Raw genomic sequence first — 25,269 nt, 5'->3', positions numbered from 1 at the left:
TGAATACACCACAAATCAAGGCGTGGGAGCGGGCTTGCTCGCGAAGGCGGTGGTTCAGTCACTGATAGGTTGGATGACACGCCGTCTTCGCGAGCAAGCCCGCTCCCACATTAGTTCAGCGTTACGCCAGGCGTCAGGACGGCAGGCAGCACCAAGCTCGGCGTCTCCAGCGAGGCCACCGGGTACGCGCAGTAATCCGCGGCATAGTAGGCGCTGGCGCGATGGTTGCCCGAGGCCCCGACACCGCCGAATGGCGCACTGCTGGCAGCGCCGGTCAGTTGCTTGTTCCAGTTGACGATCCCGGCACGGCTCTCCAGCCAGAACTGCTGGTAGCGCGCTTCGGAGTCCGAGAGCAGTCCGGCGGCCAGGCCATATTGGGTGTTGTTGGCTTCGCGAATCGCCCCATCGAAGTCAGCGTAGCGAATCACCTGCAGCAATGGCCCAAACAATTCTTCATCCGGACGATCGGCCACGGCACTGACGTCCAGGATGCCCGGGGTCAGCAAGGCGGCCGTCGCGTGTGGCTGGGTCATGGCCAGCAGGCTGACCGCGCCATTGGCCAGCAAGTGCGCCTGTGCGTCCATCAGCGCCTTGGCTGCGCCCAGGGAAACCACGGAGCCCATGAACGGCGCCGGTTGCTGGTCGAACGCACCCACCTCGATGGTCGAGCTGACCGCCACCAGGCGCGCCAGCAGCGTGTCGCCCCAGGCGCCTTGTGGCACCAGCAGACGGCGGGCGCAGGTGCAGCGCTGGCCAGCCGAGATGAACGCCGACTGGATGATGGTGTACACCGCGGCATCCAGGTCGGCGACCTGATCCACCACCAGCGGGTTGTTACCGCCCATTTCCAGCGCGAGGATCTTGTCCGGGCGCCCGGAGAACTGGGCATGCAAGTGGTTGCCGGTGCGGCTGGAGCCGGTGAAGAACAGGCCATCGATCCCTGGGTTGGCCGCCAGGGCGATCCCAGTGTCGCGGGCACCTTGCAACAGGTTCAGGACACCCGCCGGCAAGCCGGCTTCGATCCAGCACTTGACCGTCAGCTCGGCGACTTTCGGCGTCAGCTCACTGGGTTTGAACAGCACACAGTTACCGGCCAGCAGCGCCGGGACAATATGCCCGTTGGGCAGGTGACCGGGGAAGTTGTAAGGGCCAAACACGGCGACCACGCCGTGGGGCTTGTGGCGCAATACGGCGGTGGCGTCGCCCAATGGGCCGCTCTTTTCGCCGGTACGCTCGCGGTAGCTCTGCACCGAGATGGCGATCTTGTTGACCATGCTGGTCACTTCCGTCGCCGCTTCCCACAGCGGCTTGCCGGTTTCCTCGCCGATGCACCGGGCCAGTTCGTCGCCATGGGTTTTCAGGCAGGCGGCAAAGGCCTCCAGCACGTCGATGCGCTCCTGCAGCGTGCGCTTGGCCCAGGCCGGGAACGCCTGGCGGGCGGCGTGCACGGCGCTGTCGACCTGGGCCGCACTGGCGCCCTGCCCCGACCACAACACCTGCTGGCTGACCGGGTTCAGCGACGTAAAGGCCTCGCCCTGGCCCGCCAGCCACTGACCTGCGATGTATAGCGAATTCATTATTTCGACTCCCGTGCAGCAGACAACGGCACGGCGCGCACCTGGTCGCCGGCGTTCAGTTGAAGACGTTTGGCGGTCTGTGGATCGACCACCAGGGTGCCCGCGGCAAAGCGCGCTGGCGCGGCGGTGATCCGGCAGTCTTCACGCTTGCGGTTGTGGATCAGGAAGGGCGTGGCATCGTCGCCCGGTGTGCCAATGGCCAGCACCAGCGCCTGGCTGTCGCGTACCGCGCGGATCTTGCTGGTTTCACACTCGATCGCCGGGCCCGCGTCGAAGATGTCGACGTAGCCCTGATAGCTGAAGCCTTCACTCTTGAGCATCGCCAGCGCCGGCTCGGTGTCCGGGTGCACTTGGCCGATGACGCCACGGGCGTCCTCGGAAAGGAAGCAGGTGTACAGCGGAAACTTGGGCATCAGCTCGGCGATGAACGCCTTGTTGCCCACGCCGGTCAGGTAATCGGCCTGGCTGAATTCCATCTTGAAGAAGTGCCGCCCCAGGCTCTCCCAGAACGGCGAGCGACCGGCTTGATCGGAGACGCCACGCATCTCGGCAATGATCTTGTTGCCAAACAGTTCCGGGAACTCGGCGATGAACAACATCCGCGACTTGGCCAGCATGCGACCATTGAGACCGGTACGGTAATCGGCGTGCAGGAACAACGAACACAGTTCGGAGTTGCCGGTCAGGTCGTTGGCCAGGAACAGCGTCGGGATCTCGCGGTAGATGTTCAACTCTTGCGAGGCGCTGACGGTCAGGCCGACCCGAAAGTTGTACCACGGCTCGCGCAGGCCGACGGCGCCGGCGATGGCGCTGATGCCGACCACCTGGCCGTTGTCGTCTTCGAGCACGAACAGGTAATCGGCGTCAGCGCGCCCCGCTTCGCCGCTGAAGGTTTTTTCCGCCCAGCCGACCCGATGCGCCAGGCGCTCTTCGTTGGCCGGCAAGGTGGTCAGGCCGGTGCCGGTGCTACGGGCCAGGGCAATCAGGGCGGGTAAATCACTGCTGCGTACGGGACGAACGATCATGCTATCTCCTCAGACGGGCAACCGATAACGGCCCCCCGTGAAACTCGCTGCGTTACTAGGCAATCAGGTCGCTGGGCCAGGCCTCAAACGGCCACCAGGCGTACGCTGACGCCCTCACCGACACCCAAGGCCTCGGCCGCCTCCAGGTCCAGGATCACCGGTTTGCCTGGCGCGTAATCGAGCTCAAGCATCACCGCGCGGTAATCCTGTAACTGGGCATTGGCCACCAGGTACTGGCGCCCGGCACCCTTGACTGGCTCGCCAATCTTCACCGGCACCAGGCGACTCTGGGCAATCGAGCGAATGCCCGAGACACGGGCGTGCAGGGTTGGGCCGCCGTCGAAGATGTCGATGTAGTGATCGGTCTCGAAGCCTTCGCGCATCAGGATGTCGAAGGTGATCTGTGCCCGCGGATGGACCTGGCCCATGGCTTCCTGGGCCGAGTCCGGCAGCAGGGGCACATAGATCGGGTAGTGCGGCATCAGTTCGGCCAGGAACGTCCGGCTCTTGAGGCCACACAGGCGCTCGGCCTCGGCGTAGTTGAGGTCGAAGAAATTGCGGCCAATGGCGTCCCAGAACGGTGAGTCGCCGTTTTCATCGCTGTAGCCGACGATCTCGGTCACCACCGAGTCGGCAAAGCGCTCCGGGTGGCTGGCGACGAACAGCAGGCGCCCACGGGAGTTGAGCTCCGACCAGGGCGATCCGACCAGGTCACGCTTGACGTAGAAGCTGGTCAACAGGCTGTTGCCGGTCAGGTCGTGGCACTGGGAGAGCACGTGGATCTTGTTGTGGATCTTCAGCTCGCGGGAGGCGTGCACGAAGGTTTCGTTGCGAAAGCTGTAGAACGGCTCGGAGTAACCGGCCGAGGCAACGATGGCCGAGCAACCGGCCAACTGACCGGTGGCGGTGTCTTCAAGAACGAAGAAGTAGCTTTCTTCGCCATTGAAGCTGACTTCGGCGGCGAACGAGGCTTCGCTCGCGGCGATCTTGTCGCTCAGGCGTTCAACGTCATCCGGCAAGGAAGTGACACCAATCGGGCTGTCCGCAGCCAGACGCTGTACCTCGCCCAGATCAGCCATTTGCGCGGGGCGCATCACCAGCATGGTGTCACTCCTATCTCTCAAGACTTACAGAAAAATAACCGGGCACACACATCAGTGTGGGAGCGGGCTTGCTCGCGAAAGCGCTGTATCAGTCAACACGCTCGCTGTCTGAGCCACCGCTTTCGCGAGCAAGCCCGCTCCCACCTTTGATCTGGCCCGGCATTAAAATTTTGATCGGCGCCCGGACAACCAGGCGCCGAAGGGTCTATCAGGCTTGCGTCAGCTTGGCCGCTGCGCGCTCGAAACGGTCCAGGCCGGCATCGATGTCCGCGTCTTCAACCACCAGGCTCGGGGCGAAACGAATCACGTCGGGACCGGCTTGCAGGATCATCAGGCCTTCTTTTTCAGCGGCGTTGAAGATGTCCTTGGCGCGGCCCTTCCAGGCATCGCTCAGCACGCAGCCGAGCAACAGGCCCAGGCCACGGATCTGGGTGAACAGGCCGTACTGCTTGCCGATCTGCTCCAGGCGCGCCTTGAACTTGTCGTGCTTGGCGTTGACGCCATTGAGCACCTCTGGGGTGTTGATCACGTCGATCACCGCCTCGGCCACCGCGCACGCCAGCGGGTTGCCACCGTAGGTGGTGCCGTGGGTGCCGACGACCAGGTGCTTGGCCAGGTCTTCGGTGGTCAGCATCGCCGCAATCGGGAAACCGCCGCCCAGGCTCTTGGCGCTGGTCAGGATGTCCGGGGTCACGCCGTAGTGCTGGTAGGCGAACAGCTTGCCGCTGCGGCCCATGCCGGTTTGCACTTCGTCGAACACCAGCAGCGCATTGTGCGCGGTGCACAACTCACGGGCGCCTTGCAGGTAAGCCAGCTCGGCCGGCAACACACCGCCCTCGCCCTGGATCGGCTCCAGCACCACGGCGCAGGTCTTGTCGGAAATGGCGGCCTTGAGGGCGGCCAGGTCGTTGAACGGCACGTGGGTGATGCCGGTGATCTTCGGACCGAAACCATCGGAGTACTTGGACTGGCCACCGACGTTGACGGTGAACAGGGTCCGGCCGTGGAAGCTGTTGAGCGCGGCGATGATTTCGTACTTCTCGCTGCCGAAGCGGTCGAACGCGACGCGACGGGCCAGCTTGAAGGCGGCCTCGTTGGCTTCAGCGCCCGAGTTACAGAAGAACACGCGTTCGGCGAAGGTCGCGTCGATCAGCTTATGAGCCAGGCGCAGGGCCGGCTCATTGGTGAACACGTTGGACACGTGCCACAGCTTGTTCGCTTGCTCGGTCAAGGCACCGACCAGCGCCGGGTGAGCGTGACCCAACACGTTGACGGCGATCCCGCCGGCGAAGTCGATCAACTCGCGGCCGGACTGGTCCCAAACGCGGGAGCCGGCGCCACGTACCGGGATGAATGCGGCAGGCGCGTAGTTGGGAACCATTACCTGGTCGAAATCGGCGCGTTCTACCGCAGCGTGCTCAACGGACATCGGAGTCTCCTGATGAGAAACACCCGCCTGGAACTGGCGAGCTTGGTGAGGATTGTAGGGACAGTTTCGAGCTTGGCCTTGCCGCCAAGCGACAACTTCTTATAGCGCAAAACCCGCTTTTGACCGGGTTTACGGCAATGCGACAAATAGCGTCGCAAAGGCGCAGTTTAAACCGTGCGTCGGCGCAGAGGCAGGATTACAACCGGCCGATTGCATATTCACCGACCTTCACCTCGCTAACTATCTACCGCCTTTGCACCACGGCAAGCTGGTTTGCTGGCTCGACACCCCATCCACCAGGAGCCAAACCCATGCCACAACCACCTGCCACCCTGCCCGACGCCGCCACCGCACCCCGCGATCCACGCCACGAGATCCTCGCACAGGTCATTGCCCCGTGGCTCGGCCACGCCTCGACCACCAAGCGCGATGCCCTGGCCCATCACTCGCCGATCATTGCCCGGTGGCACACCACCGCCTCGCCTGCGCAGCACCAAACACTCAAGCGCCTCAACGCCCATGCCTGGACCACACAGAATCACCTGGACAAGGCCATGGCCAACCTCAAGACCCCCAGGGATTTTGCCGCTGAACGACTGCAACAGGCATTGAACACCCGCTACGCCCTCGACGTCGACGTTGCCAGCACCTACCTGCAACTCTATATCCCGCTGAAGATCGCCACCTTTACCGTCTCCCCCGGCGCCGCCAGGACCTGGACGGTATCGATGCTCGACGCGGCGCTGCACAACTTCGAACCCTCAGAAGCGCAACCCCAGGCCTACGAGCAGAACTCCGGGTTCATCAGCCAACCGAGCAGCACCGGGCACTTCGAAAGCCTGCCGGCGATCGCCGCGAAGATCAGCGTGGCCCAGTTCGCCACGCTCTGCCGCGAGCTGGATATCGGCGGTCACTACCAGCGTTATCTCAATGACTACCTGGGGATGACCAACCCTGTGGCCCAGGCCAGCCTGCGGCACACCCTCAAGCAGAGCCAACGGGCGGCGCTGGACCTGGCTCTGGAGATGGCGCTGATCAGGGCCGACATCCCCCAGGCCGGTTATGACGGGATCAAACAGCTGATCGGCGATCCGCGCGGCGCAACCCATGGCTGCCCGGCGCTGACCGGCTACAACCTGAGCATGATGTCGAGCCGCCTCACCGGCATCGTCGTGTTTGCCGAGGACCTGGACACACGCCGTGGGGAGGTCCCCGTCATCGCCTACATCCCGGACGACCCGCACCACCCGCTCAAGCACTACGACAACACGAGCGCCTTGATGCGGGCGCTGAGCCATAAACTGCGCGCCCCCGACTATCAACGCTTCTTCAGTCGCTTTGTCGATCACGAGGAGCAGGGCCAAGTGTTTGCCAGTCTCAACCACCGCCTCACCGAGGTGACCTGGCACCCCCACACGCCCGGCGAGCCATTGCCCAGTTGGCGCGAGACGGCCGTCGAGCGACCCAACCTGGAGTTTCGCTCGGAAAAAATCACCCGCGACCTGTTCGAGTATTTGTATCAAGTCAAACTCAGCAAGGTACTCAACGATGCCCGCAGCCAAGCCGTCTCCACGGCCGACGTCAACCAGAAAGCCCGCTGGGAGCGCTGGGGTTTCATTCAGAAAATCGCCTCGGCCGTGCTGCAAGCGATTGCGTTCATTGCCACGCCCTTCGTGCCACCGCTGGGGGCGCTGATGCTCGGCTACAGCGCCTATCAACTGCTCGACGAGACGTTCGAGGGCATCGTTGACTGGGCCGAAGGCCTCACACGCGAAGCCTTTGGACATGCCATGGGGTTCGTCGAACAACTGATCCAACTGGGCCTGTTTGCCACGGGAGTGCCGATCGCCGAGACGCTAATGCGCCAGGTACTACCGGCCGAACTCCTGCAGTTCATCGACCGTTTCAACCCCGTCACCTTACCCAATGGCCAGCGTCGCTTGTGGGACCCGGACCTGGCGCCCTATCGCCATGAGCTGACGCTGGCCAAGGACTCCCGCCCCAACGAGCGGGGCTTGCATCATCACCACGCAAAACTCGTCCTGCACCTGAACGGTGAGCATTACAGCGTGCTGTGGAACCACGCCGACGAACGCTACTACCTGCAACACCCCACGCGCGCCAATGCCTACCGCCCGCCGGCCATGACCAACGGCCAGGGCGCCTGGGTGATCGAACTGGAACGCCCCTTGAGTTGGGACAGCGCCACGCTCATGCGCCGCTTGGGCTATCAGGCCGACACCCTCAGCGACGCACAATTGCAGCAGGTGCGGGATGTCAGCGGGACCCACGACAACACGCTGCGCAAAATGCACGTCACCCAACAGACGCCCCCACCGCTGCTGGCTGACAGCCTCAAGCGCTTCCAGGTCGACCAGGGCATCCAAGACTTTATCAGCCAGATGAACAGCGACGACCCTGCGCTCTACAGGCAGGCCGACCCGCAGATACAGCTGCAACTGCTGACCAGTTACGGCTTGTGGCCCGAGGGCAAGACCCTGCGCTTTCTCGACGCCTCGGGCAACACCACCTGGGAATTTGGCCAGCACCGCGGCGCCAGCGTGGTACAGATCCACGAAGCCCAACTCAACAGCGGTGACCTGTTGCGCACCGTAATCGAAAGCCTTGACGAAGCGGAGCGCAAAACGCTGCTGGAGGAGGAATTCGGCCAGCCACCCCGCTCGGCGCAGACCCGTGCAGCGGCCTTGCGCAAAAAGCTGGCGCGCATCGCCCAGGACAAACGCTTCACCCTGTTTGACTCACACTATCGCAGCGCGAACCGAGCCCACAGCGCCCGCCAACAAAAGCTCATCGACTCCGCGCCACACCCTGGTCTGCCGACCAGCGTCGCCCAGGAGTTGCTCGATCACGCCAGCGCCCAGGAGTTGCGCGCCATCGACCAGGGCCAAGTGCCCAAGCGCCTGGCTGACCTCGCCGCATGGACCCAACAGGAAGTGCGCACCACTCGCGCCTACGAAGGCCTTTACCTGGACGCCGTCGACAACCCGGACACCGCCCGACTGGCCCTGCATTCCCTGGACAACCTGCCCGGCTGGTCACCCCAGGTGCGCATCGAAGTCAGGCACTACCGCAGCGACGGACCGCTGCTCGACAGCATCGGCGCCGAGCAGGCCCAGATAAAAAGACGACTGATCCTGACCGCCGAAGGTGATTACGTCCCTGAAGACAATGGCAGGCTGTTTGGCGACACCGATTTCTACACCGCGATCCTGCAGGCGATCCCCGATGCCCAGCGCAACGCCTTGGGCATCCACATCGGCCAGGGCCCCGTACTGCGCCAGGCCATTGCCCGGCACCCGCTGGACCGCCCGGCGCTGCGACGCTTGCTCGACACCGACCCGCTGCTCAAACCGGCCTATGACCCCGAGGTGATGCGCCTGCGCGGCGGGATGGAAGGCTATCGCGCCGCCGACGCACCCACGCCAGGCCCCAGCCAGGGACCGTCCCTTGAGCGGATCGCCCATGAATTGTTTCCCGCCCAGACCCCCGAACAGATCCAGCATCTGCTGCACCTCTTCGCCGCACGGCCCGCAGGCGCGCTGGCAACCCTGCGGGCGATGAAAGACGAGTTCTTTCGAATGGACATTGTCCTGGCCATGTGGGAGGTCAACACCCCCCGCATCCATCCCGAGACAGGGATTGCCCTGAGCCCCGAAGCGCTTGGCTATGCGCGACACAGTCGCAACCTGTGGGTCCGTGAACTGAGGAGCGCCTGGCGTCACGAAGGCGCCGTCGATCACTACCATGAGCCCCCCACCATCAACGGCAGAATCCTCAGATTGAACGCGCCGGTGTTTGGCGAGCTGCCCAGGATCAACGCGCACATGGCGCATATTTCCTGGCTGGAGATCTCGGGAGAACACGCGCGGCTTGAGCTCAATGGTTTCTTGCAGGTGTTCCCACGACTGCGTCAACTGGCCGTGCGGGACATTGCCCTCGAACACTTGCCGTCACAGATCCTCTCGATGCCACAGTTGAACGAACTGATCCTGAGCCACTGCGCGATCACCCTCAGCTACGAAAGCCGGGCAGGAATCAGTGCCATGTCGCGCCTGGTCACCCTGGACCTGTCCAACAACCCACTGACGCTGTTCCCCAGCGTCGCCAACATGCCGAACCTGCGCTACCTGGACCTCGCAAACACCGGGCTCAGCGAGTTACCTGAAGGCCTGCTGGGCCGTGCAAACCTGGAACTGGTGATGCTGGCCCACAACCAGATCCGCGAACTACCGCCAGCGTTCTTCAACCTGCCCGCCGCCGCCAGCGAACGCTTTGACCTGTCCAACAACCCACTCTCGCGGGCGACCCTGGAGCAGGTCAAAACGTACTTCCAGCGTACCGGCAATTCCATGGCGATCGACGCCGATGCCCTGGATACCGAACGTGTCGCACGGCTCTATCCGACCTTCACCCACACTGACGTCAACCACTTCATCTATTCCCTGCCCGGCGACCTGGCGTCGGGCACGGCGGCCATCGACCAGCTTGAGCGGGACTACGCAGCGATAGGCCTGGACATGGAGCCCTGGACCCAGGACCCACACGCCTCCCTGCAAGAGCGCACCTATCGGCACCTGTTCATGCAAGACCTGCAAGCGGGCTGGCGCCAGGAAACACCCCTGGATGAACACACCGCGCAGGACACGCCACACCATGAACTGGTCTTGACCAAGCCGGTCAGTGCGGCGCTGCCTGCGCTGCGCACACCGTTCAAGCACGTGACCGCGCTGACCCTGCAGGGCCGCGGCTCCGCCTTGCAGTTGGGCAGGTTTTTACAGCACTTCCCTGCGTTGCGCCGACTGTCGATTGAAAACTACTGGCTCGGCGAATTGCCGACGGGCATTGAGCAACTGCCGCAACTCAACCACCTGAGCCTTAGCCGTTGCGGCCTGCGACTGCCTGCAGCGCAAGCCGATGTCATCGCCGGCATGCGCAACCTGCAACGGCTGGACCTGAGCCACAACCCGCTGGAGCGGATACCCGACATCAGCCAACTGCCCCAGCTCTCGCGACTCTCGCTGAGCCACACTGGTCTTGGCGAAGTCCCGGAGGCCCTGCTCTCCGCGCAAACATCCGGGGTCTGGAAGGACCTGAGCCACAACGCCATCCATGATCTGCCCGACGCGTTATTCCACGCAGGGTCCGGCCTAAACGCCGGCCTGAATCTGTCGGGCAACCCCTTGTCGCGCCAGACACTGCAGCGGATAAAAAACCATAGCCAAGCCACGGGCGAGCTGTTTCTGGTCGATGCTCCTGCCGCTGAGTTTCAACGCCTGCGGCTGCTCTACCCCGAGCTACCGGACAGCGAAGTCAGTCATATTTACTTTCAACTGCCCGGCGACCTGGACGCCGCCGGACCCGAGATCACGCGCCTGGGCTCCGAGTTCGAACAGATGCGCACCGATCTTCAGCAATGGGTGATCGATATCCCGTTGCGCGACCCGTGGCTCGATACCGTCCTGGACGAAGGCGCACGGGCCGAAGAACAAATCCGCCGCCGGCTCTTCAAGGAGTTGCTGGAGGAATGCTGGCGCCGGGAAACCGAACCGGACGACGAAAACATCACCACGCAGCTCACCTACAAACTGGTGTTTCATGGCCAGTTGCTGGGCGACATGCCCAGGCTGGACGCCCGGTTCAAGCACGTCACGCTGATCGAGATCATTGGCGAAGGCACCAACGGACGGATCGATGGGTTACTGGCGTGCTTTCCCAACCTCAGGCAACTGACCGTCGAGCGGCATCGGTTGACCGACATCCCCGAAGGCGTGTTCGACCTGCAGCACCTGCAAGACCTGGCGCTGCCGGACAGCCAGATCCGACTCTCCGCCCACAGCGCCCAGCAACTCGCGAGCCTGACCGACATTGAATACCTGGACCTGAGCGATAACCCACTGGGCCTCAGCCCCGACCTAAGCCACCTGTCGAGGCTGACCACGGTGTTCATGCACAACTGCGGGCTCAGCGAAGTGCCGGCGGGGGTATTTGGCCTGAGCCGCTTGAAAGTGCTGGACCTGAGTGACAACCAGATTCAACACCTGCCCAGCGACATCCTGGAAATGCCCCTGCCACTCAATGACGATTCCGATTTGAGCGGTAACCCGCTGACGGCCGAAAGCATGGAGCTGCTGCGCCGCTACTACCAACTGACCGGGTACGAACTGGGGGTAGAGGAAGCCATGGAGGATGAGTTCGGCGTGCCACTGCTGCCGCCGCGCAGCCCGCAACCGATGGAGGAATAAACCGCTCGCCCCGCTCAGCCGCGCTCGGACGGCACCGAGGACAACTCGAATGGGCTGCTGCTGCGCCGCTGGTTACGGTCTTCACGCGGCGTGGCACCAAAGAAGTTGCGGTAGGCGCTGGAGAAATGCGGCCCCGAGGAGAAGCCACACGACAGGCCGATCTGGATGATCGACTTGCTGGTCTGCATCAACATCTGCCGGGCCTTGTTCAGGCGCAATTCCAGGTAGTACTGGCTCGGCACGCGGTTGAGGTATTGCTTGAAGATGCGCTCCAACTGCCGACGGGACACGCACACATGCTGGGCGATTTCGTCGGTGGTCAGCGGCTCTTCGATGTTGGCTTCCATCAGCAACACGGCTTGCGTGAGCTTGGGATGGCTGGAGCCCAGGCGATTCTGCAACGGAATGCGCTGGCGCTCGCCGCCTTCGCGAATGCGCTCGACCACCAGTTCTTCCGACACCGCACCGGCCAACTCGGCGCCATGGTCGCGGGCCAGCACCGCCAGCAACAAGTCGAGCACCGACATACCGCCACACGCGGTCAGGCGATCACGGTCCCAGTCGAACAGATGACTGGTGGCGATGACTTTGGGGAAGCGTTCGGAGAAATCATCCTGCCAGCGCCAGTGCACCGCCGCCCGGTAACCATCGAGCAAGCCCAGTTGTGCCAGCGGATAGACACCCGCCGACAAACCACCGATCACACACCCGGCACGCACCAGTTGCTTGAGCGCGCTACTCAGGGCCGGGGCCAAGGCCGTGGGTGGCTCATCGGCCAGCAGGAACAGCTTCTGGAAGTTTTCCAGCTTGCCGGCCCAGGCCTCGCCCGGCAATTGCCAGGCCCCCTCGATCGGTGGCTCGGCTTGCAGGAACGACAGTTCGTAGACCACGTCCGGATGCACCCGCTGAGCGACACGCAAGGCCTCCTCAGCCAGCGCAAGCGTCAGAGCTTTAGTGCTGGGCCAAATCAGGAAACCTATTCGATGGGCAGTCATGGCGGGCAATCCGAAACAAAAACAGTGTTAAAGGCCAAAAGCGGCTGCAACCAAACTAGACCATCTGGTGCGCGTTGCGCAGCATGACCTAATTGGGTGCACAACGGCAGCGATTACTTCAGGCTACCCGAGAGGAATTGTTGCAACCGCTCGGACTGCGGGTTGACCAATACCTCACGCGGATCGCCACTTTCCTCGACCACACCTTTGTGCAGGAACACCAGTTGGTTCGACACTTCACGGGCAAAGCCCATTTCGTGGGTCACCACCACCATGGTCCGGCCTTCCTGCGCCAGGGCCTGCATGACTTTCAGGACATCGCCGACCAGCTCCGGGTCGAGGGCCGAGGTCGGCTCGTCAAACAGCATCACCTCGGGCTCCATCGCCAGCGCCCGGGCAATCGCCACGCGCTGCTGCTCACCACCGGACATATGGCCCGGGTAAGCGTCCTTGCGATGGGACACGCCAACCTTGGCCAGGTACAGCTCGGCCTTTTCACGGGCCTCGGCCTTGGACAGGCCCAAGACGTGGACCGGCGCTTCCATGATGTTTTCGATGGCCGTCATGTGCGACCACAGGTTGAAGTGCTGGAACACCATCGACAAGCGCGAACGCATGCGTTGCAACTGCTTGGGGTCGGCTGCCTTCAGTGCGCCTTCCTTGTTCGCCACCAGCTTCAGCTCTTCGTTGTTGAGCAGAATCTTGCCGGCATGGGGTTGCTCAAGCAGGTTGATGCAACGCAAGAACGTACTTTTGCCGGAGCCACTGGAGCCGATGATGCTGATCACATCGCCTGCCGCTGCCTTCAGGGACACGCCCTTGAGCACTTCGTGACTGCCATAGCGTTTATGCAGGTCTTGGACTTCAAGTTTGTACATGTTGTCGGTTCTCACAAAACACATCAGTCGTTGAGCAAGCGCCCGTGACGCAGCGCTTCGCGCCCCGCCACCTTGGCCAGCCAGAAACCGGGTTGGGCATACCGCAGCCGTTCAACGGCAAACAGCACACCGGCCGTACCAGCACACACGGTGCTGACCCGATCAGCCAAAGGATCGATCACTTCAAAAATCTCGTCGCCGGCTTCGACCCACTCGCCAGGTTGACGCAAGAAACTCACCACGCCCGGATGCGGCGCGTACAGCAATTCGGTGCCGTCGAACGGCATGCCTTCACACGCCTCTTGCGCTGGGGCCGGCCATTGGCCGCCGATCAGGCCCTGCTCGGCGAGGAACGCCAGGATCCCTTCGGCATGGGCCGTGGCCTGGGACCGGCCGGTGTCGGCCTGGCCGCCCAGCTCAAGAGTCGTGGCCAGGCACGCCAAGGGAATCTGCGCCTGGGGGAACTGCCGGGACAACCGCAACCACGGCAGCGAACAGGCCTCGTCGAACGAACTGCCGCCGGAGTCTTCCGCCAGCAGGCCCACACGCACCTTCAGATGCGCTGCCAGTGAGCGCCATTGCGGCCAGTGTTGCGGCAAGGCATACATATGCAGCGCCGCTTCGGCATCGCAGTGCAAGTCGAGCACCACGTCGGCGGTGCAGGCATGGCTCAGCAAAACACGCTGCATGCCTTGCAACTGACTGCTCGGCGCGGGCAAGGCGGCCAACGCGTCGCTCATGGCCTGGCGAATCAAGCGAATGTTAGCGTGCGGATCATCCCCCAGCCGCCCCGCCAACTCAGCGGCCACCGGCGCGCTCAGCTCGACGAAGTCACGGTTGAAGTTCTTGCCGCTGCCCGCCTCGAAGCGCCCTTGATGGTTGCCCTGGAGCAGTTGACCGAGGCCCAGTGGATTGGCCACCGGCACCAACTCGATCACCCCCTTGAGCAAGCCCTGGGCTTCGAGTTCGCCCAGGCGCTTTTTCAGCTCCCAGGCGGTGCGCATGCCGGGCAATTCGTCGGCGTGCAGGCTGGCCTGAATGTAGGCCTTGCGCTCGCCGCTGCCAAAGCGAAACACCGAGAGATGACGTTCACTGCCCAGGTGACTCCACGGCAGCACATGGTCGATGCGTTCCATGTCAGTGCTTCCTCGGGGCCAGGTAGCTCAACCAGCGGCGCTCGGCGAGCTTGAACAGGCGCACCAGGATAAAGGTCAGGCACAGGTAGAACACGCCAGCGGTGATGTACGCCTCAAACGGCAGGTAGTACTGGGCGTTGACGGTACGGGCGGCACCGGTGATATCGATCAGGGTCACGATGGAGGCCAGGCTGGTGGTCTGCAACATCATGATCACTTCGTTGCTGTACTGCGGCAGCGCCCGGCGGCAGGCCGAAGGCAGCAGGATCCGGGTATACAGTTTGTAGCGCGACATGCCCATGGCCTTGGCCGCCTCGATCTCACCATTGGGCGTGGCCCGCAGGCTACCCGCGATGATTTCGGCGGTGTAGGCGCTGGTGTTGATCGCGAAGGCCAGGCACGCACAGAACGTGGCACTGGACAAAAACGGCCAGAGGAAGCTGTCGCGTACCGCCTGGAACTGCGCCAGGCCGTAGTAGATCAAGAACAACTGCACCAACATCGGCGTGCCGCGGATCACGTAGGTGTAGAGCCAGGCCGACAGGTTCACCGCAGCGTTCTTCGAGACCCGCATCAGGCCCAATGGCAGTGCGAGCAACAGGCCGAAGAACAGCGACAGCCCAAGCAGTTTAAGGGTGGTCAGCAGGCCACCGAAGTACAGCGGCAGTGCCTCCCAGATGACGTTGTAGTCGAAGATCATAGATCAGCCGCCCTTACGCCTACCGAGTAGCGCTTCTCAAGGTGACGCAGTGCCAGCAACGAGACGCTGGTAATCACCAGGTACATGGCCGCCACGGCGAGGAAGAAGGTGAAAGGCTCGCGGGTGGCATCTGCCGCCTGCTTGGCCTTGAACATCATGTCTTGCAGACCGACCACCGAAATCAAGGCGGTGGCCTTGGTCAATACCAGCCAGTTGTTGGTGAAGCCAGGAATCGCCAGGCGAATCATCTGCGGCACCATGATCTTGAAGAACACCTGGAAACTGCTCATGCCGTAGGCCATGCCCGCTTCGGCCTGCCCCTTGGGGATCGCCATGAAGGCGCCACGGAAGGTTTCCGACAGGTACGCGCCGAAGATGAAACCCAGGGTGCCGATGCCGGCCACCAGTGGATTGAGATCGATGTAGTCGTCGTAGCCCAGCATCGGCGCGACGCGGTTGAGCAGGTCCTGGCCGCCGTAGAAGATCAGCAGGATCAGCACCAGGTCGGGAATCCCGCGGATCACCGTGGAGTACAGGTCGCCCAACCAGGCCAGCCAGCGTACCGGCGACAGGCGCAGTGCAACCCCGATCAGCCCCAGGACGATGGCCAAGGCCATGGACGACAAGGCGAGCTGGAGCGTCAGCCATGCGCCATCGAGGATGACAGCCCCGTAGCCTTTCAACATGATTCAAGTCCTCGGAAATTGGGATGAAAAAATGGCGCAAACTTCAGAGATCCTGTTGCTTGCGCCATTTCGGACTGTTCGCTCAGACGTATTACTTGCCGTAGATATCGAAGTCGAAGTACTTGTCCTGGATTTTCTTGTACGTGCCGTTCTCGCGGATACCCGCGATGGCCGCGTTGATCTTGTCTTTGAGGGCATCGCCCTTGCGTACCGCGATACCCACGCCGTCACCGAAGTACTTGACGTCGGTGAACGCCGGGCCGACGAACGCGAAGCCTTTGCCCGAATCAGTCTTGAGGAAGCCGTCATTCAACAGGGTAGCGTCTGCCACCGTGCCGTCGAGGCGACCGGCTTGCACGTCCAGGTAGATTTCGTTCTGCGAGCTGTAGGGCTTGATTTCAGCACCCAGTGGCTTGAGGACTTCCTCGGCGAAACGGTTGTGGATCGAACCACGCTGCACGCCGATCTTCTTGCCCTTGAGCTCCACCAGGCTGTCGCTGACCACGGTGCCGTCCTTCATCACCAGACGGGCCGGGGTGTTGTAGTACTTGTTGGTGAAGTCCACGGACTTCTTGCGATCGTCAGTGATCGACATGGACGACAGGATCGCATCGATCTTGCGTACCTTGAGCGCCGGGATCAGGCCGTCGAACTCTTGCTCGACCCACACGCACTTGACCTTCATCTCTTCACACAAGGCGTTGCCGATGTCGTAGTCAAAACCAACGATGCTGCCGTCCGGCGCCTTGGAGGCGAATGGAGGGTAAGCCGCCTCGATACCAATTTTCAGAGGCTTTTCGTCGGCAAAGGTTGGCAGAGACAGCACGGACAGTGCCAGGGCGCCAAGAAGCACGAGTTTCTTCATCGTTAGGACTCCATCGGTATAGGGCAAAAACAGCAGAATGAGCCACAGCCCAATATGCGAATGAGTGAAACGAAAATCGGTGCTGCATCGCGGGAAACAGCCGTTTAAATCAACGTTTATTTAAACGATGGCGACGACGAGCGAATGATCGGCATTCTAACGACAGGCCCGAAGCCGATATTTCTTCAATGCGACAACAAATTACAGAAGCACCGAGAAAGCCGACCGAGCACATTGACAGCCCCTGAATTTCATGCAAGGGCAAAAGACATTAAACCGATAGGTATTGCAAATAGCGGGCCTATTATTGGCAAAGCCTTTGAATCCGGCAAGCGCAGCGTCATACCTAATTTACCAAGGTCACTGAGAAGCCCAGAAAACGGGCATTTATGTTTCTCCATGCCCCGAAAATGGACAAGCGGTTACACATTCGGTTACGTGAACCCCGCCCGGTAACATGGCGAATCACCCTACAGATCAAGCCGATAGATATTGGCAACTGTTGATACATCCGCTGACAGACCGCCTTCGCGGGCAAGCCTCGCTCCTACGGGGAGGATGCATTTCAAACGTAGGAGCGAGGCTTGCCCGCGAAGGTGCCGCCACCAATACCGCAACAATAAAAAACCCCGCCAGGCGCAACACCGGACGGGGCTGTGTGACTCAAGACCGACGCTTACGCGGCGCTCATCGCCTTATGAGTCTCAACCAACTGCTGCACCACACCCGGATCCGCCAACGTCGAGATATCACCCAACGTGTCGTACTCAGCCGTAGCGATCTTGCGCAGAATCCGCCGCATGATCTTCCCCGAGCGCGTCTTCGGCAAACCCGGCGCCCACTGGATAACATCCGGCGAGGCAATCGGACCAATCTCCTTGCGCACCCAGTTCTTCAGCTCCAGGCGTAACGCTTCGCTCGGCTCCTCACCGTTTTTAAGGGTGACGTAGACATAGATCCCCTGCCCCTTGATGTCGTGCGGCACACCCACCACCGCCGCCTCCGCGACGCGCGGGTGGGCGACCATCGCGCTTTCGATCTCGGCGGTGCCCATGCGGTGGCCGGAGACATTGAGCACGTCGTCCACCCGACCGGTGATCCACCAGTAGCCATCGGCATCGCGGCGGGCGCCGTCGCCGGTGAAGTACATGCCACGGAACGTCTTGAAGTAGGTGTCGACAAAACGGTCATGGTCGCCATACAGCGTGCGCGCCTGACCTGGCCACGAATCGAGGATCACCAGGTTGCCCTCGGTCGCCCCTTCCAGGATGTTGCCCAGGTTGTCCACCAGGGCGGGCACCACGCCAAAGAACGGACGCGCCGCAGAACCCGGCTTCAGGGCGTGCGCCCCCGGCAGCGGGCTCATCAGGGTGGCGCCGGTCTCGGTCTGCCACCAGGTGTCGACGATCGGGCAACGGGATTGGCCGACGTTCTTGTAGTACCAGTCCCACGCTTCCGGGTTGATCGGCTCACCCACCGACCCTAGCAGGCGCAGGCTGCTGCCATCCGCACCTTCGCACGCGGCCGTGCCGGACGCCATCATGGCGCGGATCGCGGTCGGTGCGGTGTAGAGGATGTTGACCTTGTGCTTGTCGACGATCTTCGCGACGCGCGTGATGTCCGGATAGTTCGGCACGCCTTCGAACAGCAAGGTGGTCGCGCCATTGGCCAGCGGGCCATAGACAATGTAGGTGTGGCCGGTGACCCAGCCAACGTCGGCGGTGCACCAGTAGACTTCGCCCGGACGGTAATCGAACACCCGCTCATGGGTCAGGGCGGCGTACAGCAGGTAGCCACCCGTGGTGTGCTGCACACCTTTCGGCTTGCCGGTGGAGCCGGAGGTATAGAGGATGAACAACGCTTCTTCGGCGCCCATCTCTTTCGGCGCACAGACGGTGCCCGCCACTTTCATCAGGTCTTCGTACCAGATGTCGCGATGCTGGTTCCACTTGATGTCGCCACCGGTACGCTGGCACACGATGACTTTCTGGATGCTGCTGGTTTCCGGGTTGGTCAGCGCGTCGTCGACGTTGGCCTTGAGCGGAATTTTCTTGCCTGCACGAATGCCTTCATCGGCGGTGATCACCACTTTCGACTTGCAGTCGATGATCCGGCCGGCCAGGGCTTCCGGCGAGAAGCCGCCGAACACCACCGAGTGAATCGCACCGATCCGGGTACAGGCCAGCATGGCGACCACGGCTTCGGGGATCATCGGCATGTAGATGGTCACCACGTCGCCGCGGTGCACGTCCTGGCCACGCAGGGCGTTGGCGAACTTGCAGACTTGCTCGTGCAGCTCGCGGTAGGTGATGTTGCGGCTCTCGGCAGGGTCGTCGCCCTCCCAGATGATCGCGATCTGATCGCCACGTTCGGCCAGGTGGCGATCCAGGCAGTTGTAGGAAACGTTGAGGGTGCCGTCGGCGAACCATTTGATGTCGACGTGGTGGTCATCGAAAGATGTCTGCTTCACCGTGGTGAAAGGCTTGATCCAGTCGAGGCGCTTGGCTTGTTCGCGCCAGAAGCCGTCCGGGTTGACGACCGACTGCTGGTACATGGCCTTGTAGGTCGCCTCGTCAGTCAGCGTGTTGGCCGCAACCTCGGGACGAACAGGATACAGAGAAGCCGCACTCATCTTTCTTACCTCGGTGAAATAGTTGTTTTTGTATGCCCCAGTTGTAGCCGGGGTGGACGTATAGAACCATTCGACGATGGTAGTAACAACCCCTGCAACCGCTTCAAACCCTAGCCTGGACGAACGGCCCAGAAACAACGAATCCCCCCTTGTGGGAGCGAGCCTGCTCGCGAAAGCGTCATATCCGTCACCCTCATCGCTGACTGACAGATTGTATTCGCGAGCAGGCTCGCTCCCACGGGTCAGTGCTCTACTGGGAGAACCACAAGAGTTAAAAGAAGATTGTTACGAATTTTGTCAAAGGTGTTTATCAAAAGCTCGCCTATATGAATACACCCTGCGCGCCTAGAATCCACCTCGCCAACACGGCACCTGATTAACCCAGTTGCAGCCCCCACGAAGGCCGTTAATCAAACTCCCTGTCGACACGTTCCACACGCAACCTCACAAAGGTTGCGTGACCCCACTCGACCTTAGAAAGGTAAATTTGAAATGAAAGCTTTATTAGTTCTGGCCCTCAGCAGCCTGTGTGCAAGCGCCATGGCTGACGAGATCCCGACTGATGTCGCCCGAAATAACGTACCGGTAGAGGAATACACTTACTCCCTGCACTTGGACATCGCAAAAGTTATCTCCATGAGCGAAGTTCCCAGTGTCTGTGAAGTTGTCCCGGCGCGAATGGAATATGAAGACTCAACCGGTCAACGGCATATTCTGCGCTACAGCGTAATGGGCAATGGTTGCTCTAACGGCTAATACGCACGTTTCAAGTTTGCTTGACGACTGCTTCCCCAAAGCCCGGCATTGGCCGGGCTTTGGGGTGTTTAAGGCTCAGGTTTATCCGGCAGTAAAGTTGACGCGCACGTTCAAGCCCGCCTGGGCACCATCATGCAGGCTGATCTGCGCCAAGTGCGCGCGGCAGATTTCACCGACGATGGCCAACCCCAGGCCTGAGCCGGCAACCTGCTGATTGCGACGGTAGAACCGCTCGAACACCCGCTCACGTTCTTGCAGTGGAATGCCCGGGCCATCGTCTTCGACCTCCAGCACGGCGGGCGCGCTGACACGCAGGATTACATTGCCGCCTGCCGCGGTATGGGACAAGGCGTTGTCCACCAGGTTGCTCAGCAACTCGTTGAGCAAGGTCGGTTCACCGCGGATCCACACCGGTTCGTCGGCCTCCAGCGCCAAGGCGATTCCCTTGGCATGGGCGAGCGGCGCCATGGCCATGCCCAACTCACGGGCCAACTGGCTGAGGTCGAGCAACTGCGCCCCACCTTCGGCAATCGCCCGCGCGCCATTCTCGACCCGCGCCAGCGACAGCAGTTGATTGGCCAGGTGCGTCAGGCGATCGGTGCCCTGGGCCGAGCTTTGCAGGGTATCGCGCCAGGTCTGTGGCTCGTTTGAGCGCAGCCCCAACTCCAATCGCGCCTTGAGCGCCGCCAGGGGGGTGCGCAACTCATGGGCGGCATCGGCGATAAATTGCGCCTGGCGCTCGAACTGCCCGCGCAAGCGCTCGGTGAAGTGGTTGAGTGCCCGCACCAGCGGCCACAATTCATGCTGCACTTCCACCAGCGGCAGCGGCCGCAAGTCATCGGGCTGGCGCTCTTCTACGGCCGTGCGCAAACGCTCCAGCGGGCGCAACGCCGCACTGACCGCAAACCACACCAACAGCAACGCCCCCACCGCCAGCATGCTCAAGCGCAACAGGGTGTCGGCCATCAGGCTACGCGCCATGCTGACCCGCGCTTCGTCGGTTTCCGCCACGCGGATCTCCGCCATGCCATTCATGTTCGGCTCGATCACCGGCTTGAGCAGGCTCACCACCCGCACGGTCTGTCCCTGGTAGGTGGCGTTGTAAAAGCGCGCCAACGCCGGGTAGTCATCCGTGCGCGGGGTACCCGGCGGCGGAGCGGGCAAGTGTTCGTAACCGGAAATCAGCGTTTGATGGATGTCGATGACCGAGTAGTAGATCCGCCCGGCGCTGTCGTAGGCGAACGTGTCCAGCGCCACGTAGGGCACGTCGGCGCTCAGGCTGCCGTCACGCTGGGAAAGACCGGCGGCAATGGTCCGCGCCGAAGCGAGCAAGGTACGGTCATAGGCGGTGTCGGCCACTTGGCGACCATTCCAATAGGCGCTCATGCCACTGGCAATCATCAGCACCACCAGCAGCGCGGCCAGGTTCCACACCAGCCGCCAGCGCAGACTGCTGGGCTTATACATCGCGGCTTTCCAGCAGGTAACCGAGCCCCCTGAAGGTCACGATGGCCACCGGGTGGCCGTCCAGTTTCTTGCGCAGGCGGTGCACGTAGATCTCGATGGCGTCGGGGCTGGCCTCTTCATCCAGGCCGAACACGTGAGCGGCCAGTTGCTCCTTGCTCATCACCCGTCCGGGCCGTGCGATCAAGGCTTCGAGCACCGCCTGTTCACGGGACGTCAGGGTCAGCAACTCCTCGCCCAGGGTGAAGCGCCGGGTATCCAGGTCATACACCAATGCGCCGCAGCGCTGCTGGCGTTCCCCGCCCAGCACGCTGCGCCGCAACAGCGCCTTGACCCGCGCCTCCAGCTCGGTCAGTTCGAACGGCTTGGCCAGGTAGTCGTCAGCGCCCAGATTGAGGCCATGGACCCGATCCTTGACGTCACTGCGGGCGGTCAGCATCAGCACCGGCAGGTTCTTGCCGCGGCTGCGCAAGCGTGCCAGCACTTCAAAACCATCCATGCGCGGCAAGCCGACGTCGAGAATCGCCACCGCGTATTCCTCGCTGTTGAGGGCCAGGTCTGCGGCCACGCCATCGTGCAGCACGTCCACGGTCAGGCCGGTGCTCTTGAGCGCCTGGGCGACACTTTCGGCCAACTGCAGATGATCTTCGACGAGAAGAACACGCATCAATCCTTACCTCAATCCGGGGGTGGTCGACGCCACTGTGTGGCGCGGAGTTTACAGCCGCATCCGCCGCTGTGAAGCCCGAAAGCCGGGAATTGTTTCTGAAAGGTTAGCGAAAGGTTACAGCGCTAGAGTCCGGCCACGGACAGTCTCGACTGCCGTGCCCTTGAAGAGCAGTTAACGAAAAACGCCACGATGCGTTTTCGCCCAATAAGAACAATAAATGGAGTGTTTCACGATGCGGCCTACACAGCCCCAGGCTTCTACGCCTGTTCGCTTTACCCGCCTTGGTTCCACCGCCCTCGCCAGTGCCGCTGCCCTTGCCGGCTTCTCGCCAGCCAGCCAGGCTGCCTTCTTCGAAGACAGCACCGCGACCCTGGAAACCCGCAACATGTACTTCAACCGCGACTTTCGCAGCGGTACCAGCGCCCAGCAATCCAAGCGCGATGAGTGGGCCCAGGGCTTCATGCTCAATCTCGAGTCCGGCTACACCGACGGCACCGTGAAGTTTGGCGTCGACGCCCTCGGCATGCTCGGTGTCAAGCTCGACTCCAGCCCCGACCGCACCGGCTCCGGCCTGTTGCCGACCCACGATGACGGACGCGCGGCGGACTCCTACGCCAAGCTCGGCCTGACCGGCAAGGTGAAGATCTCCGACACCGAACTGAAGATCGGCAGCCTGATCCCCGAGATGCAGGTCCTCAAGGCCAACGACGGACGCATCCTGCCGCAGACCTTCGAAGGCGGCATCCTCACGTCCAAGGAGATCAAGGACCTGAAGTTCACCGGTGGCCGCCTGGACAAAGCCAAGGACCGCGACAGCACCGACTACCAAGACATTGCCCTCAACAACAAGAACGGTCGCTTCGCCGGCACCGTGGCGGGCGATCACTTCGACTTCGGCGGCTTTGATTACAAGCTCGCCGAGAAGGTCACCGCCAGCTACCACTTTGCCCAACTGGGCGAGGTCTACAACCAGCACTTCCTCGGCTTGGTGGCCAGCCAGAAAGTCGGCCCGGGCACCTTCGGCACAGACCTGCGCATGGCCTTCAGTGATGACGACGGCCAGGCCCGTGGCGGCAAGATCGACAACACCTCGCTCAATGGCTTGGTGAGTTATGGCCTGAGCGGGCATAAACTGACGGCCGGCTACCAGCACATGTCCGGCGACAGTGCCTTCCCTTACGTCGATGGTTCCGACCCGTTCCTGGTCAACTTCGTCCAGATCAACGACTTTGCCGGCGCCGAAGAACGCTCCTGGCAGGCCCGTTACGACTACGACTTCACTGCCCTGGGCATTCCCGGCCTGAGTTTCATGAGCCGTTACCTGAGCGGCGACAACATCAAGTTGAAGAACGGCGACACCGGCAAGGAATGGGAACGCAACACCGAGATCAAGTATGTCGTGCAAAGTGGCGCCCTCAAGGACGTCGCCCTGCGCCTGCGCAATGCCACCTATCGCTCCAACTATTCCGCCCGCGATGCCGATGAAGTGCGGGTACTGGTCAGCTATAGCGTTGCCCTGTGGTAATCGATTCACCCCGCGAAAGCTCCTGCACACAACAACAATTCTTGTGGAGACGAAAAATGGACTTCTCATTGCGTAAAGTGGCCCTGGCCGTCAGTTGCCTGCTGTTCACCGGCCCCCTGCTCGCTGCCGAAACCAACGAACCCAAGCGCCCCGAATGCATCGCCCCGGCCTCTCCGGGCGGTGGTTTTGACCTGACGTGCAAGCTGGCGCAGAGCGCGCTGGTCAACGAGAAACTGCTGAGCAAGCCGATGCGTGTGACCTACATGCCCGGTGGCGTGGGCGCGGTGGCCTACAACGCCGTGGTCGCCCAGCGCCCGGCCGACGCCGGCACGCTGGTGGCCTGGTCCAGCGGTTCGTTGCTGAACCTGGCTCAGGGCAAGTTCGGTCGTTTCGATGAAAACGCCGTGCGCTGGTTGGCCGCCGTTGGCACCAGCTACGGGGCTATCGCAGTGAAAAGCGACTCGCCCTACAAGAACCTCGACGATCTGGTGCAAGCACTGAAGAAAGATCCGAGCAAAGTGGTGATTGGCTCCGGCGGCACCGTTGGCAGCCAGGACTGGATGCAAACCGCGCTGATCGCCAAGGCCGCCGGGATCAATCCGCGTGACCTGCGCTACGTGGCCCTCGAAGGCGGCGGCGAAATCGCCACGGCCCTGCTGGGTGGTCACATCCAGGTCGGCAGCACCGACATCTCCGACTCCATGCCGCACATCCAGAGCGGTGACATGCGCCTGTTGGCCGTGTTCGCCAACGAACGCCTGGACGAGCCGGAAATGAAGAACATCCCGACCGCTCGCGAACAAGGCTACGACATCGTCTGGCCGGTGGTCCGTGGTTTCTACCTGGGGCCAAAGGTCAGCGATGCCGAGTACGCCTGGTGGAAAGACGCCTTCGACAAGCTGCTGGCCTCCGAAGACTTCGCCAAGCTGCGTGACCAGCGCGAGCTGTTCCCGTTCGCCATGACCGGGCCTGAGCTGGACACCTACGTGAAGCAGCAGGTCGCCGACTACAAGACGCTGGCCAAAGAATTCGGCTTGATTCAGTAATCGCCCCCTGTTCGCCCGGCCACGCCTTTGCGCATCGAGGGCGTGGCCCAGGAGTTTTCCATGCTCTTACAACGCATTTTCGCTGCTGCGCTGTTACTGGCCTGTATCGGCCTGGCGCTGATGGCCTGGCCCTATCAGGCAGCTTTTTCCTACGAACCCGTAGGACCTCGGGCCTTCCCGCTGCTGCTGCTCGGGCTGATGGGCCTGGCGCTGATCTACATGCTGATTCGCCCGCAACCGACCAAACACACCGAGGATGAACCCGCGCTGGACCGCCCGACCCTGATCAAGATCGGGATATGCGTGGCCTTGCTGCTGGTGTTTGCCGGCACGTTCGAATCCCTGGGTTTCATTCTCAGCAGCATGCTGATCGGTATTCCGATGGCACGGCTGTATGGCGGCCGCTGGTTGCCCAGCGTGGTAATCATCAGCTTGATGAGCGTCGGTCTTTATCTGCTGTTCGATAAAACCATGGACGTGCCGCTGCCCCTCGGTCTGCTCGACGTTCTGGAGAACTGA

Annotated in this window: 18 protein-coding genes; 5 read left to right on the top strand and 13 right to left on the bottom strand. The window is 62.1% G+C overall.

Annotated elements, in window-relative coordinates:
- Positions 1–110 precede the first annotated feature (110 nt).
- From astD to BMW74_RS02320, 4 genes are all read right to left on the bottom strand, one after another.
- Positions 111–1,580, bottom strand: a complete 1,470-nt coding sequence (gene astD, locus BMW74_RS02335; protein ID WP_175479141.1) for a succinylglutamate-semialdehyde dehydrogenase — start codon at positions 1,578–1,580, stop codon at positions 111–113.
- On the bottom strand, positions 1,577–2,602 hold the full coding sequence (gene astA, locus BMW74_RS02330; protein ID WP_093413049.1) for an arginine N-succinyltransferase: 1,026 nt from the start codon (positions 2,600–2,602) through the stop codon (positions 1,577–1,579). Before astA ends, astD begins: the two co-directional genes overlap by 4 nt.
- Before the next feature lie 83 nt (positions 2,603–2,685).
- Complete coding sequence (gene aruF, locus BMW74_RS02325) at positions 2,686–3,705, bottom strand: arginine/ornithine succinyltransferase subunit alpha (RefSeq protein WP_093413046.1); 1,020 nt, start codon at positions 3,703–3,705, stop codon at positions 2,686–2,688.
- Positions 3,706–3,913: 208 nt separating this feature from the next.
- Positions 3,914–5,134, bottom strand: coding sequence for an aspartate aminotransferase family protein (locus tag BMW74_RS02320; RefSeq protein WP_093413043.1), 1,221 nt, complete (start codon positions 5,132–5,134; stop codon positions 3,914–3,916).
- A gap of 311 nt (positions 5,135–5,445) precedes the next feature.
- Between BMW74_RS02320 and BMW74_RS02315 the strand changes: the two genes are divergently transcribed.
- Positions 5,446–11,397 (top strand): leucine-rich repeat domain-containing protein, encoded by a 5,952-nt coding sequence (locus BMW74_RS02315; RefSeq protein ID WP_093413040.1) that lies wholly within the window; start codon positions 5,446–5,448, stop codon positions 11,395–11,397.
- A gap of 14 nt (positions 11,398–11,411) precedes the next feature.
- Here BMW74_RS02315 and argR read toward each other — a convergent pair whose 3' ends face one another.
- The 7 genes from argR to acs all read right to left on the bottom strand — a co-directional run bounded on the left by argR (position 11,412) and on the right by acs (position 19,289).
- Positions 11,412–12,392, bottom strand: a complete 981-nt coding sequence (gene argR / locus BMW74_RS02310; RefSeq protein ID WP_093413038.1) for a transcriptional regulator ArgR — start codon at positions 12,390–12,392, stop codon at positions 11,412–11,414.
- A gap of 113 nt (positions 12,393–12,505) precedes the next feature.
- Positions 12,506–13,270, bottom strand: coding sequence for an ABC transporter ATP-binding protein (locus BMW74_RS02305; RefSeq protein WP_093413035.1), 765 nt, complete (start codon positions 13,268–13,270; stop codon positions 12,506–12,508).
- Between the two features lie 23 nt (positions 13,271–13,293).
- A complete protein-coding gene (locus tag BMW74_RS02300; protein WP_093413033.1) occupies positions 13,294–14,406 on the bottom strand; it encodes a M14 family metallopeptidase in 1,113 nt (370 codons plus the stop codon).
- A gap of 1 nt (position 14,407) precedes the next feature.
- A complete protein-coding gene (locus BMW74_RS02295; RefSeq protein ID WP_093413030.1) occupies positions 14,408–15,106 on the bottom strand; it encodes an ABC transporter permease in 699 nt (232 codons plus the stop codon).
- Entirely contained in the window at positions 15,103–15,792 is a 690-nt protein-coding gene (locus tag BMW74_RS02290; protein ID WP_093413027.1) for an ABC transporter permease, read from the bottom strand. The genes BMW74_RS02295 and BMW74_RS02290 overlap by 4 nt, the downstream gene beginning before the upstream one ends.
- A 91-nt stretch (positions 15,793–15,883) precedes the next feature.
- Positions 15,884–16,657 (bottom strand): ABC transporter substrate-binding protein, encoded by a 774-nt coding sequence (locus tag BMW74_RS02285; protein ID WP_093413024.1) that lies wholly within the window; start codon positions 16,655–16,657, stop codon positions 15,884–15,886.
- Between the two features lie 676 nt (positions 16,658–17,333).
- Positions 17,334–19,289: an acetate--CoA ligase gene (acs, locus tag BMW74_RS02280; RefSeq protein WP_093413021.1), complete on the bottom strand. Its 1,956-nt coding sequence runs from the start codon at positions 19,287–19,289 to the stop codon at positions 17,334–17,336.
- Positions 19,290–19,781: 492 nt separating this feature from the next.
- Between acs and BMW74_RS02275 the strand changes: the two genes are divergently transcribed.
- Entirely contained in the window at positions 19,782–20,045 is a 264-nt protein-coding gene (locus BMW74_RS02275; protein ID WP_093413018.1) for a DUF2790 domain-containing protein, read from the top strand.
- 81 nt (positions 20,046–20,126) lie between these two features.
- Here BMW74_RS02275 and BMW74_RS02270 read toward each other — a convergent pair whose 3' ends face one another.
- Together BMW74_RS02270 and BMW74_RS02265 are read right to left on the bottom strand one after the other, a co-directional pair.
- Entirely contained in the window at positions 20,127–21,512 is a 1,386-nt protein-coding gene (locus tag BMW74_RS02270; RefSeq protein ID WP_093413016.1) for a sensor histidine kinase, read from the bottom strand.
- Complete coding sequence (locus BMW74_RS02265) at positions 21,505–22,176, bottom strand: response regulator (RefSeq protein WP_093413013.1); 672 nt, start codon at positions 22,174–22,176, stop codon at positions 21,505–21,507. Before BMW74_RS02265 ends, BMW74_RS02270 begins: the two co-directional genes overlap by 8 nt.
- 235 nt (positions 22,177–22,411) lie before the next feature.
- Between BMW74_RS02265 and BMW74_RS02260 the strand changes: the two genes are divergently transcribed.
- Genes BMW74_RS02260 through BMW74_RS02250 form a run of 3 tightly spaced genes read left to right on the top strand, consistent with a single transcriptional unit; the run spans position 22,412 to position 25,269 of the window.
- Complete coding sequence (locus tag BMW74_RS02260; RefSeq protein WP_093413010.1) at positions 22,412–23,704, top strand: OprD family porin; 1,293 nt, start codon at positions 22,412–22,414, stop codon at positions 23,702–23,704.
- 56 nt (positions 23,705–23,760) lie between these two features.
- The gene (locus BMW74_RS02255) at positions 23,761–24,750 is read left to right on the top strand and encodes a Bug family tripartite tricarboxylate transporter substrate binding protein (protein WP_093413007.1); all 990 of its coding nucleotides are present in this window, start codon (positions 23,761–23,763) and stop codon (positions 24,748–24,750) included.
- Between the two features lie 60 nt (positions 24,751–24,810).
- On the top strand, positions 24,811–25,269 hold the full coding sequence (locus BMW74_RS02250) for a tripartite tricarboxylate transporter TctB family protein (protein WP_093413005.1): 459 nt from the start codon (positions 24,811–24,813) through the stop codon (positions 25,267–25,269).

Source organism: Pseudomonas sp. ok272 (genome assembly GCF_900109995.1).
Taxonomy (GTDB): domain Bacteria; phylum Pseudomonadota; class Gammaproteobacteria; order Pseudomonadales; family Pseudomonadaceae; genus Aquipseudomonas.
Note: the sequence above shows the minus strand (reverse complement) of the source record. Positions and strands in the feature narration are given on the sequence as shown.